The organism is Amycolatopsis sp. NPDC088138 (genome assembly GCF_044741685.1).
Taxonomy (GTDB): Bacteria; Actinomycetota; Actinomycetes; order Mycobacteriales; family Pseudonocardiaceae; genus Amycolatopsis.
In genome coordinates this window covers 1,091,183-1,102,370 of sequence record NZ_JBIUTB010000003.1, presented here as the reverse complement: position 1 = coordinate 1,102,370, position 11,188 = coordinate 1,091,183, and the positions used below count along the sequence as shown (strand labels likewise).

Annotated in this window: 12 protein-coding genes; 6 read left to right on the top strand and 6 right to left on the bottom strand. The window is 70.9% G+C overall.

From position 1 onward, the window contains the following. Positions 1-539: 539 nt before the first annotated feature. Complete coding sequence (locus ACIOD2_RS20495) at positions 540-1,706, bottom strand: cytochrome P450 (protein ID WP_400540058.1); 1,167 nt, start codon at positions 1,704-1,706, stop codon at positions 540-542. 53 nt (positions 1,707-1,759) lie between these two features. On the opposite strand from ACIOD2_RS20495, the gene ACIOD2_RS20490 reads away from it, so the two are divergent. The 4 genes from ACIOD2_RS20490 (at position 1,760) to ACIOD2_RS20475 (ending at position 4,656) form a co-directional block, all read left to right on the top strand. After that, positions 1,760-2,641 carry a DUF5926 family protein gene (locus tag ACIOD2_RS20490; RefSeq protein WP_400540056.1) on the top strand — a complete coding sequence of 294 codons (882 nt, stop codon included), beginning with the start codon at positions 1,760-1,762 and terminating at the stop codon, positions 2,639-2,641. 132 nt (positions 2,642-2,773) lie between these two features. Further along, complete coding sequence (locus ACIOD2_RS20485) at positions 2,774-3,127, top strand: DUF952 domain-containing protein (protein WP_400540054.1); 354 nt, start codon at positions 2,774-2,776, stop codon at positions 3,125-3,127. A 201-nt stretch (positions 3,128-3,328) separates the two neighbouring features. After that, complete coding sequence (locus ACIOD2_RS20480; RefSeq protein WP_400540437.1) at positions 3,329-3,835, top strand: SigE family RNA polymerase sigma factor; 507 nt, start codon at positions 3,329-3,331, stop codon at positions 3,833-3,835. Continuing rightward, the gene (locus ACIOD2_RS20475; protein WP_400540052.1) at positions 3,832-4,656 is read left to right on the top strand and encodes a hypothetical protein; all 825 of its coding nucleotides are present in this window, start codon (positions 3,832-3,834) and stop codon (positions 4,654-4,656) included. The genes ACIOD2_RS20480 and ACIOD2_RS20475 overlap by 4 nt, the downstream gene beginning before the upstream one ends. A gap of 76 nt (positions 4,657-4,732) precedes the next feature. Here ACIOD2_RS20475 and ACIOD2_RS20470 read toward each other — a convergent pair whose 3' ends face one another. From ACIOD2_RS20470 to ACIOD2_RS20460, 3 genes are all read right to left on the bottom strand, one after another. After that, positions 4,733-5,287 (bottom strand): ferritin, encoded by a 555-nt coding sequence (locus ACIOD2_RS20470; protein ID WP_400540050.1) that lies wholly within the window; start codon positions 5,285-5,287, stop codon positions 4,733-4,735. Between the two features lie 150 nt (positions 5,288-5,437). Then, positions 5,438-6,622: an arginine deiminase gene (locus tag ACIOD2_RS20465; protein WP_400540435.1), complete on the bottom strand. Its 1,185-nt coding sequence runs from the start codon at positions 6,620-6,622 to the stop codon at positions 5,438-5,440. Between the two features lie 40 nt (positions 6,623-6,662). After that, positions 6,663-7,475 (bottom strand): CPBP family intramembrane glutamic endopeptidase, encoded by an 813-nt coding sequence (locus tag ACIOD2_RS20460; RefSeq protein ID WP_400540048.1) that lies wholly within the window; start codon positions 7,473-7,475, stop codon positions 6,663-6,665. Positions 7,476-7,497: 22 nt separating this feature from the next. Here ACIOD2_RS20460 and ACIOD2_RS20455 point away from each other — a divergent pair, with 22 nt between their 5' ends. Then, positions 7,498-7,959, top strand: a complete 462-nt coding sequence (locus ACIOD2_RS20455) for a PPOX class F420-dependent oxidoreductase (RefSeq protein ID WP_400540046.1) — start codon at positions 7,498-7,500, stop codon at positions 7,957-7,959. On the opposite strand, the gene ACIOD2_RS20450 is transcribed toward ACIOD2_RS20455, so the two are convergent. Next, the gene (locus ACIOD2_RS20450) at positions 7,951-8,745 is read right to left on the bottom strand and encodes a DUF2470 domain-containing protein (RefSeq protein ID WP_400540044.1); all 795 of its coding nucleotides are present in this window, start codon (positions 8,743-8,745) and stop codon (positions 7,951-7,953) included. The two genes, ACIOD2_RS20455 and ACIOD2_RS20450, sit on opposite strands and share 9 nt — an antisense overlap. Positions 8,746-8,911: 166 nt before the next feature. On the opposite strand from ACIOD2_RS20450, the gene ACIOD2_RS20445 reads away from it, so the two are divergent. Beyond that, complete coding sequence (locus tag ACIOD2_RS20445; protein WP_400540042.1) at positions 8,912-9,961, top strand: hypothetical protein; 1,050 nt, start codon at positions 8,912-8,914, stop codon at positions 9,959-9,961. Here ACIOD2_RS20445 and ACIOD2_RS20440 read toward each other — a convergent pair. Beyond that, a complete protein-coding gene (locus ACIOD2_RS20440) occupies positions 9,928-11,166 on the bottom strand; it encodes an MFS transporter (protein ID WP_400540040.1) in 1,239 nt (412 codons plus the stop codon). The two genes, ACIOD2_RS20445 and ACIOD2_RS20440, sit on opposite strands and share 34 nt — an antisense overlap. Positions 11,167-11,188: the final 22 nt, after the last annotated feature.

Sequence of the window (11,188 nt, the reverse complement as noted above, 5' to 3'; positions counted from 1 at the left end):
CGCAACTCCGGCCGCGGTGCGCCACCTGCCGTGAGGGAGCAGCCTTTTCGCTCAGCCGGGCAAGGGGTGACCAAAGCTCACGTCGTGCCACTTGGTCACCTGCAACCGCGACCAAGGCCGAAGTCGCAACATGGGGCCGCCCGCAACCGCCGCGGTGACTCCACCACCCCACCGCCCGGCGCGACCCGCAGTAACCCAACCCACGGAACCGACCACCCCAGCTGGCTTTCCACCAGCCGTGAGGCCACAGCTCAAGCCGTAACCCGCAGCTCCCGAATCACGAACTCCGGTCGCCGCGGCGGCGTCTCCACCACCCCACCGCCCGGCGCGACCCGCAGCAACTCAACCCACGGAACCGATCACTACAGCGGGCCTTCCACCAGCCGTGAGGCCACAGCTCAAGCCGTGACCCGCAGCTCCCGAATCACGACCTCCGGTCGCCGCGGCGGCGTCTCCATCAGCCGCTGCCCGCCTGGCGTGACCCGTGGCAACCCACGGATCCGGCTACTGCGGCCTCCCACCAGCCGTGAGGTCACACCTCAAGCCGTGACCCGCAGCTCCCGCAACCCCCGAATCACGAACTCCGGTCGCCGCGGCGGCGTCTCCACCAGCCGCAGCCCCGGCACCTTCTCCGTCAACGCGGTCAGCGCCGCGGCGATCTCCACCCGAGCGAGAGGAGCGCCCACGCAGTAGTGGATCCCCATGCCGAACCCGAGGTGCGCGTTCGGCGTTCGGCCGATGTCGAGGCGGTCCGGGTCCTCGAACACCTTCGGGTCCCTGGCCGCGGCTCCCAGCAGCGCGCCGATCTTCTGGCCGCGTGCCACCACAAAGCCGGAGATGGTCACGTCCTCGGTCGCCGTCCGCTCGAACAGCTGCAGGGGCGCGTCGAACCGGATCAGCTCCTCCACGCACGAGTCGAGCAGCGCGGGCGTGGCCAGCAGCCGGTCCCACTGGTCACGGTGGGTGAGGAGGGCCGTGATGCCGTTGCCGAGCACGTTGACCGTCGCTTCGTGGCCGGCCATCAGGAGCAACACCGCCGTGGCGACCAGCTCGTCCGGGGTCAGCTCACTCCTGAGGAGGTCACTGATGATGTCGTCGCCGGGAGTGCCGGCTCGGGCAGTAGCCACTGACCGGACGTACGAGACGAACTCCTCGGCGGCCTGCTCGGCGGCGTCGCGCTCCGCCTCGGGGAGGCCGTACTCGTACATCTTGACGATGGCGTTGGACAGCTGCACCATCCGCGGCCCGTCGGTGCCCGGGACGCCGAGCAGCTCGGCGATCACCGCGACCGGCAGTGGCTGGGCGAGGTGCTCCAGCAGGTCCGCGCTGCCGTCGGCGGCGATCGCCGCGGCCAGGTCGTCGACCATGCGGGCGGCGAGCGTCGCGACCATCGGCCGCAGGCGCTGGACGTGGCCGCGGCCGAACGCGCCCGCGATCAGGCGCCGGAGCCGGGTGTGGGCCGGCGGCTCGTTCTCCAGCAGCGAGTTGCGGTGCAGCAGGTTGAACGAGGCGAACCGTTCGAGCGGCTGCGCGTCCTGCCAGATCCGGCCGAGGCCGCGGTGGCGCAGCACCGCCGACGACGCGGCGTGGGACACCGTCAACGCCAGGCCGAGCCCGTCGTGGAAATGGACGTCGCCTTGGGAACGGAGGGCTGCGAAAGCCGGGTAGGGGTCTTCGAGAAACTCAGGATCGCGGGGGTCGAACACGTCGCGAGACTAACCCTTCGATAGCGTTCCAAGCCGAGCCAGAGGAGGCAGCAGTGGGCAAGGGCGCGCGCAAGAAGGGTCCCAAGCAGGCGTCGGACCGCAAGCCGAAGGTGCGCGACGTCTTCGTCGGCCAGCCGTTCGAAGGCCTGGCCGCGGAGCCCGAGCTGATCGCGCTGCGGGAGTTCGTGCCGTCCGCGACGGCGAAGCTCACCCTCGTCGACGGCGGTGACGTCACCCTCGGCACCGTGCTGCCGATGGCCGCGGCCGCGTTCGTCCGCTCGGACGGCGAGCGGTACCTCGGCCTGCAGGTGCAGACCCGGTCCTCCGACATCAGCCGCGACCTCGGCCGCTCCCTGAAGTGGCTGCTGGACGCCAAGGAGGGTGACGTCCTCGGCGTGCCGGACACGACCACCCCGCCGTCGGCCGACGAGAACGCCCGGCTGCAGGACCTGCTGACCCCCGGTGCCGACCTGGACGTCACGCTGCACAGCGACTTCGCCTGGTGGCTGCCCGAGGACGCGGACGCCACCGGTGACGTCGCGGTGTCCCTCGAGCGCGCCAACGCCGCGATCATGCCGACCGAACGGCTCGGCTCGGGCGCCTACTGGGTGCTCGCCGGCGACAAGGCGCACCTGCGCTGGGTACGCCCGGAGCCGGAGAACCTGCTGCTCCAGGCCCTGGCGCGGCTGTCGGCGGCCGGTGAGCTCGGCCTCGGTGAGGGCTCGCGCTACGCGGGCTCGTTCCGGGCGCACGGCCTGCTCGTCCCGGTGTGGGACCTCGACACCGAGGCCCACGCCCGCGAGTGGGCGGACACGAAGGACGCCCTCGGCGTCCGCCTCGAGACGGCCCTCAAGTCCCTCGACGCCGAGCCGCTGAACGCCGCCGAACGACGGGCGCGCGACGGCCTGATCGGCCGCCAGCTCACCCTGCGCTGATCCGATCCAGCACGACGAAGGGGCCGTCCCGCGAGGGACGGCCCCTTCGTCGTGCTGGATGAGCGTTCAACCAGGCATTATGTGGCGCACGAGACACCGCCGCCGGATCGCGCCGGTGGGACCATTCTCACCGTGATACTCCACATCTGCGGGGCGGCCGAGTGGGCCGAAGTGGGCGAAGGCGGCGAGTACCGGGCGCCGTCGCTGGAGGACGTCGGGTTCATCCACTGTTCCGACTTCGGCACGGCGCACCTGCCGGCCAACGCGCTCTACCAGGGCCGCACCGACCTGGTGCTGCTCGAGATCGACCCGGCGAAGCTCGGGGTCCCGGTCCGCTGGGAGGACGGCGAGCCGCCGCACCCGGCCGGGATCTGGTTCCCGCACGTCTACGGGCCGATCGCGCGTGACGCCGTCGTTGATGTCCACGAGTTCACCGTGCAGGCGGACGGCGGCTTCCAGCTGCCGGAGTCGCTCGCGCTCCGCTGACGCGGAGCGCATCACAGCGTCTCCGAATTCGTGCGGGGACGCGGGCAACCTGAGGGGGTTGTGATGCGTGTTGGGGAGGAAGGTGACTCGGCTTCTGGCTACCCGACCCCGATGGGAGGCGATACGGTGACCGCTGCGGCACCCGTCTTCACCGGGGGAGATACCTGGGTGACCAGCGCAGGCCGAGGGAGGGCCGCGACGTTGCCGGGTGAGTTCGCCGACTTCGGGGACTTCGTGCAGGCCACACTGCCGGGGTTGCTGCGGTACGGCCACGCGCTCACCGGCAATCCGCACGACGCGGCGGACCTGGTCCAGACCGTGCTCGAGAAGATGGGTTCACGCTGGGCCTACGTGCACGACAAGACCGGCGACCCGCTGGCCTACGTCCGCCGCTCGATGGCGAACGCGCACGTCAGCCGCTGGCGTCGGACCCGCCGGGAAAACCTGGTGGCCGATCTGCCGGACACCAGTCCGCACGTGCCGGACGACCCGTTCGAGCACGAGCCACTGTGGCGCGCGCTACGAACACTGCCGCCGCGGCAACGCGCGGTGATGGTGCTGCGTTACTACGAAAGTCTCTCGGAAGCGGAGATCGCGAGTGCCCTGGGCGTCACGCAGGGCACCGTCAAGAGCCAGGCAAGCAAGGCGATCGCGTCGCTGCGGATGAAGCTGAAGGCGACCGACGGCGAAGGGAGTGAAGCAGGTTGAACATCTCCGAGGACGAACTGGAGCAGCGCCTGCGCGCCCTGTTCGCCGATGAGCGGCTCGACTTGCCTCCGCCACCCGACGCCGGCACGGTGATCGTCGCGGGCGCACGCCGACGTCGTCGGCGTCGTCAGGGCGCGCTGACCGTGGCCGGGGTCGCCGCGGCCGTGGTGGTCGTCGCCGGCGGGCTCACCATGGTGCGCCTCCACACCGAGGAGGGCACCGCGGTGATAACCGCCGGCGGGTCCTCGATCAGCGTCAAGCCTCCCGAGAACCTCACACCCGGCCGGCCGCCCCAGTCGTCGATCGGCGCGCCGACCAGCACGAACGACATCGAAGCCTCCTCGCCACCGGCTTCCGCGCCCTCGCGGACCGTGCGGCCGCCGTCGGCCCAGCCGCCGTCGAAGCTCGCGCCGGTCTCGACCGGGCCGCTGCTCGCGTCGGACGGCTTCGGCAACATCAAGCTCGGCATGTCCGAGGCCCAGGTGAACGCCCAGGGCGTGACGCTCAGCGACGCCCAGCCCGGCGGGAGCTGCACCACCTACACGGTGCAAGGCAGCGGAGTCCCCGCGACGGCGACCGTGGTCATCTCGAAGGCCGTCGGGCTCACCGTCGTCACCCCGGCGCAGACGGCCCACACCCTCGAAGGTGTCGGCGCCGGATCCACGAAGGACCAGGTGCTCGCCGCCTACCCCGAGGCCAAGGACGAGCCGGGCGGCGTCGTCGCCCCGGCGCTCAGCACGTCGGAGTACCACTTCCGGCTCGACGACACCGGGGTCGTGCAGACCAGCCTGATGAGCCTCAACCAGGACTGCGCCGGCTGACCGGCGCCGCACACGGAAAACCCGGGCTGTCCACAGGGGGAGAGCCCGGGTTTTCGTTCTTCGTGGTGGGAAGCTGTCAGAGCGCTCCGCCGGCCACCGGCGGCATCTGCGCGTCCGCGCCGGCGTCGCCGACGGACTCGCGGTGGAGGTGCGCCTCGACCTCGAACAGATTGCCGTTCGCGCGCTTGACGATCGTCAGCAGCGTGTTCATCTGCGAGATCTCTTCGACCTGCTCCTTGAGGAACCACTGCGTGAACTGCTCGCTGATGTAGTCCTCTTCGGCGCGAGCCGCCTTGGCCATCGCGGAGATGTCGGTGGCGACCTCCTTCTCCTGCTCGAGCGCGAGCTCGATGAGCTCGGTGACGCCGGAGAAGTCGTTGCGCACCTCCCCGGTGCCGGGGATCTCGACGTGGTGGTCGCGGTCGAGCATGAACTGCACCAGCGCCATCGCGTGGTTGCGCTCTTCGACCGACTGCTTGTAGAAGTGCTTCGCCAGCTGCGGGAGGTCCTCGGCGTCGAACCACACCGCGAGCGCGATGTACTGCTGGGACGCGTTGAACTCGTTGTGGATCTGCGCCTGCAGCAGTTCGTAGAACTTGGAGCGCGGTTCTTTCTTGTTGATGAGGGCCATGCCCATAACGGTACGTCAGATTGTGAATCAATGCCACTTCAGAGTGGTGATCTACCCCCTATTAGGTTACCATTCCTAAAGAAAGACGAACCTAATTTTGGTAAGCCTTCCCTAAATCATCAATGCCATTTAGGGAAGGCTTACTTTAATTCACAGGGGATCGCGGCGCACCGGGCAGGACATGCAGCGCGGGCCGCCCCGGCCGGAGCCCAGCTCGGACCCGGTGATCGGCAGCACCTCGATGCCCGCCGCCTCGAGACGCTCGTTCGTCTCGACGTTCCGCTCGTAACCGACGACCACGCCGGGCGCCAGGGCGAGGGTGTTGTTGCCGTCGTCCCACTGCTCGCGTTCGGCCGTGACCGGGTCCAGGCCGGTGTCGATGACGCGCAGCCGGTCGATCTCCATCGCCTCGGCCGCGGCGAGCAGGAACGGCGCCGGGCCGGCCACCTTCACGCCGCCGTCGCCGGTCGGGCGCAGGGTGAACGCCGTCAGCGAGTCGCGGGCCAGCGGGTACATCACGACCGCGTCGGCGTCGACCATCGTGCACACCGTGTCGAGGTGCATGGTCGCGCGGGACTGCTCGATCGGCACCGCCAGCACCGTGTGCGCGATGCCGTCGGCGAACACCGAACGGGCCAGCGACTCGGCGCCGGCGGCCGTCGTCCGCTCGCCGACGCCGATGGCGAGCACGCCCGGCGCCAGCAGCATCACGTCGCCGCCTTCGATCGGCGCCGAATGGGCGCCGTACGCGCGGGCCGCGTGCCGGAAGTACGGGTGGTAGGCGTAGATCAGGTCCAGCACGGCCGTTTCACGACGCCGCGCGGGCATGGTCAGTGACGAAATCGCCACCCGGTCGGCGATCCACGCCGACGAGTCGCGCGTGAACAGCAGGTTGGGCAGCGGGTCGACGGCGAAGTCGTGCGGATGGTTCATCATCCGCACCAGGGACGCGCCTTCGGCCGAGGGCAGCTCCTCGAACGTCATCCCGGCCATCAGCACCTCGGCGAGGCCGGCCGCGTCGACGCCGGAAAGGTGCGACCGCAGCGAGTCGGCCAGGTCGCCACCGAGGCGCCGGTCGTCGACGGCGGCGTGCACACCCGCAGCGTGCGCCCGGACGTCTTCGAGCGCCGTGCGCAGCGCGTCGGCCAGCAGCAGGACTTCGACGCCGCGGCCGCGCAGCACGTCGGCGAACGCGTCGTGCTCGGCCTGGGCCCGGTCGACCCAGGGGATGGAGTCGAACAGGAGCTGGTCGTTGTTGCGGGGCGTCAGCCTTTTGAGCTCGTTGCCGGGCCGGTGCAGCAGCACCGCGCGCAGGGGTCCGACTTCGCTGTCCACCCGGGGAGGTGTCGTTTCGTCGATCACCACCCGAGCTTAGTCAGGGCAGCCAGGAAAGGTGACCCTTAAGCAGGGCATACCCGACGAAGGACACGAAGTCGAACAGGGTGTGCGCGGCCACCAGCGGCCACAGCCGGTTGGTCTTCTGCCACAGCCGCCCGAACACCAAGCCCATGACGAGGTTCCCGACGAACCCGCCGAAGCCCTGGTACAGGTGGTACGACCCGCGTAGCACGGCGGCGCCGAACAGGGCGTTGTTCTCGCGGACGCCGAGCTGGCGCAGCCGGGTCAGCAGGTACCCGATCACCAGCACTTCCTCGGCGAAGGCGTTGCCGAAGGCCGAGAGCGTCAGCGAAATCGGCCGCCACCACGTGTCGTTCAATGTGGACGGTTGCACCGCCAGGCTGAAACCCAGGTGGTAGGAGATGAAGTACAGCGCCAGCCCGGGAATCCCGATGACGGCGGCGAGCGCGACGGTCAGCAGCGCGTCACGGCCGGGCGACCGGCGGTCCAGTCCCACCTGGGTGATCTTCACGCCCGCGCGCCACAGCAGGTACAGCCCGAGCGCGCCCCAGCCGACCAGCTGAGCGGCCGACAGCAGCTGCTTGAGCAGGTCGATCAGGCTGGCCGCGGCCTGGGGCACGTTGAGCTGGACCTGCTGCTGCGACAGCGGCGCCGACTGCAACAGCGAGTCCACAAGGGACAGCAGGCTGCGCACGCCGGACAGGCCGAGCGTGATCCCGAAGACGATCAGCAGCTCGATCTTGATCGCCTTGCGCTCGCGCGGGTCCTCGATCGCGTCCGGGAAGTCCGGGCGGGCCGGGGCCAGCCACGATCGCGCGGTGAAGGTCATGGCCGCACGCTACCTTCGGGGTATGCCCAGGACTATCGCCACCAACGAAACCGTCGACCGCGCCGAGCTCGTCGAGTTCCTGTCCACCCGCCACCGCGCGATCCTGCTGACCACGAAGGCCGACGGCGGCCCGCAGCTCTCGCCCGTCACCTGCGGTGTCGACGCCGAGGGCCGGCTGGTCATCTCGACCTATCCGAAGCGCGCGAAGATCGTGAACATCAAGCGCAACCCGCAGGTCTCGGCCTGCATCCTGTCCGACGAGTGGAACGACCGGTGGGTCCAGCTCAACGGCACCGCCGAGGTGCTGGACATCCCGGATTCGGTCGAGCCGCTCGTGGACTACTTCCGCAGCATTTCGGGCGAACACCCGGACTGGGACGAATACCGCGAAGCCATGGTCAAGCAGGGCAAGAGCATCATCCGCGTGACGATCGAGAGCTGGGGCCCGCTCGCCAAGGGCGGCTTCCCCGCCGAACTAGCCTGACGCGCCCCGCAGGAACGGGCAGCCGACCAGCCGCCGCAGCTCCATCGCGAGCTGCGGCGGGCTGTCCACCGACTTCGAGAACGCCAGCCGGACGTCGTGGTCGCCGACGTCGGACTCGACGCGCAGTCGCAGCCCGAACCGGTCCAGCCCGAGCGGGCGGATGCGGCCGCCGCGCAGGTCCGCAGGCAGGTGCTTGGCCAGCTGCTCGACGACGTCGGAATGGTCGCTCTCGAGGTGCCGCAGCCACTGCGCCTCGTAGTCGTGGAACGGGTCCGGCGTCGCGGCGCTGAACATGTGCGGGCGCAGCGAGTGGGTGCCTTCGGCGTCGGCGAGCACGAGTGACGCCGGGGTGAGCCGCAGCAGCGTCAGGCCGTGGCCGACGTCGAGCAGCCGCTCGTCCGGCCGGGATTCGGCGATCGCCACCGCTCGCGCGCGGGCGGAGACCGGCGAGAGCGGCCGCAGCCAGCCGGTGATCCAGAGCAGGCCGCGGATCGGCTCGCGCAGGTCGACCGGCGCCTGGTCGGCGAGCTCCACCATCACGGCCAGCTCGCCGCGCTGGGTCTGCTTGCTCGCGCGGACCATCGGGTGCTCGTCGGGCAGCAGCACGCTCACGCTGCCGCTGTGGTGCACGTGGTGCAGGACCGGGACGACGCGCTCGGACTCCAGCCCCGCGCGTTCGCAGGTGGGCATCAACGACGCCGGGCCGTTGCGGGTCGCGATCGTCTTCGCGCGCTCGGCGGGGTTCGGTGCCGGCGGGCGGCGGATGGATGTCGGTGCTTCGGTCACGGCTCACCTCCTACTTAGGTGAGCCTAACCTGAATCCTTTGGTCTGGGTAGTCGCTCGTTCGCGGAGTCCGTCACGGCTCGTTCCGCCGAACGGAGCATCCGGTAACGCCGATGACCGGTTCACCGAAAGGGTCGGTGACCAGTGTCGACACGGTGGGGGCTCCACGTGCAGATCGTCCCGGCTCACAAGCGCGTGCGCGCGTTCGAGTTCGACCCCGCCATGCCGTCCGGCGCCATGCCGATCTTCGGCGAGTACCTCGACCGCATCGGCCGGACCATCACGAACCAGCGGCTCGCGGGCTGGCCGTTCGTGCTCCTCGGCTTCTCCCAGTTCTTCACCGGCACGGGCATCGCCATCCCGGTGTTCCTCATCGTGCTGTTCGGCTTCTTCCAGCTGTTCTGGCTCCACCGCGGCCGGGTCGGGGTGCCCGAGAAACGGCTCAAGCGCGAGCGGTTCCGGCGGGTGGACGTCGCCGCGGACGGGCTGGTCGCCAGCGGCCGGACCGTCGGCGTGCGGCTGCCGGACGGCCGGTGGCTGCGGGTCCGGCTGGACGAGGCGTTCCGGCTGCTGCTGGCCGGTGACCGCCGGGTGTGGCTGCTGGGCTCGGGGCCGAAGGTGTTCGTCGGCTTCCCCGGTGTCGTGCGGGTCCGCCGCGCCCGGATCCACGACACGCCGCCCGCGCACGCCGTCGCCGTACCGCAGACGGCCTGGTCCGCGTCGCCGCGGCTCGACCCCGTGCTCGTCGCGCACCGCCGTCGCCGCGCCCGCGAGCTGTGGGAAGCCGCCGCGTTCCTGCTGGCCCTGGCCGGGTTCGCGACTTGGGTGCGGCTCGACTTCCCGGCGGACGACGGCGCGACCGGGTTCGTCGTCCTGGTGTTCACCGGGCTCGCGGTTCTCGCGCTGGCGGCCGCGATCGCCGTCGCGCTGCGCTCGGTCGCCTACCTCGGGCCGCAGCCGGCGGACCACTGGACCGAGCTGCGCGCGGTGCCGGACGGGCCGGTGCGGGTGAGCCCGCACGGCTCCGCCCGGGTGAGCGGCCTGACGATGCTCGCCGACGGCCAGGTCATCCCGTTCCGCATCCACGACGCCGACCCGTCGACGGCCGCGAACGTCGCGGCGACCGGACGCCTGTGGATCGCCGGCGTCCCGCGCCCGGGCCGGTCCGCGACGGGTGTCCCCGGCTACCCGGTGCTGGGGACGGTCCGGCTCGGCTGAGCCGGCGTGCGGTCGTGGCGCGGGAGCAGGAACGGCGTCACGAGCACCAGCACCCCGGCGATCCCGATCGCGACGCGCGGGCCCGTCAGTCCGGCGAGCAGCCCCCAAGTCGCGGTGAGCGCGGCGATGCTCGCCTTGGTGCTGACCGACCACGCCGACAGCGTCCGCGCGATGCGGTCCGCGGGGAGCTGCTCGAGCCGGTAGGTGGCGAGCACCGGGTTGAACACGCTGCAGAAGAAGATCAGGCCGAGCTCGACGACCATCACGTACGCGAGCCCGCCGGCGCCCGTGGGCAGGAACGCCAGTGCGAGCAGCCAGCACGCGCGCAGCACTCCCGACGTCCACAGCACGGTGTGCCGCCCGAACCGGGCGACGAGCCGCGGGGTCAGCCGCGAGCCGGCGAGCCCGCCGAGGCACGGGACGGCGTACGCGAGCCCGTACTGCACGGGCGTGAACCCGAGCTGACCGAGCATGAGCACGGCCAGCAGCGGCTCGGTCGCCATGATCAGGCCGTTGAACAGGAGCACGTTGAAGAACAGCGGCCGCAGGCCTGGATGGGTGAGCACGAAGCGCCACCCCTCGGCCAGGTCCCGCGCGCGCAGCCGTGCCGCGGTGCGTGCCGGCGGCGGTTCCGCCCCGCCGATCGCCCGGATCCCCAGCGCCGAGAGCAGGAAGCTGACGGCGTTCGCGACCACCGTCGTCACCGGCCCGAGCAGCCCGAACGCGGCGCCGCCCAGCGGCGGGCCGAGCGCGGTCGCGGTCCAGGTCGTCGACTCGAACCGGCCGTTCGCGACGAGCAGGTCCTCCGGCGGCACGAGCGCCTTCAGGTAGGCGCCGCTCGCCGACGTGAAGGCGATGTCCGCCGCGGCGACGATCACCGAAACGACCAGGAGCTGCCCGAAACCGAGCCAGCCGAGCGCGTAGGCGGCCGGCACGCTGATCAGGGCCACGAACCGGACGACGTCCATCCCGACCATCACCGGCCGCTTCCGCCGGAACTCGATCCACGGCCCCAGCGGCACGGCCACGAGCGCACCGACGGCGGGCCCGGCGGCGGCGAGCGCGGACACCGCCACCGGCCCGGCGTGCAGCACGAGGATCGCGAGCAGCGGGAAGGCCCCGAACCCGAGCCAGGTCCCGAACGAACTGACGGCGTAAGCCGTCCAAAGCCACCTGAACCGCGGTCCCAGCGACCGCCTGCGCATCACCGGGAGAGCAAAGCGAACA

Excerpts from the sequence above, each read along its gene's own strand:
- ACIOD2_RS20470 (WP_400540050.1), bottom strand. The coding sequence starts at position 5,287 with ATGGCCCTCATCAACAAGAAAGAACCGCGCTCCAAGTTCTACGAACTG.
- ACIOD2_RS20460 (WP_400540048.1), bottom strand. The coding sequence starts at position 7,475 with ATGACCTTCACCGCGCGATCGTGGCTGGCCCCGGCCCGCCCGGACTTC.
- ACIOD2_RS20440 (WP_400540040.1), bottom strand. The coding sequence starts at position 11,166 with ATGCGCAGGCGGTCGCTGGGACCGCGGTTCAGGTGGCTTTGGACGGCT.
- ACIOD2_RS20455 (WP_400540046.1), top strand. The coding sequence starts at position 7,498 with ATGCCCAGGACTATCGCCACCAACGAAACCGTCGACCGCGCCGAGCTC.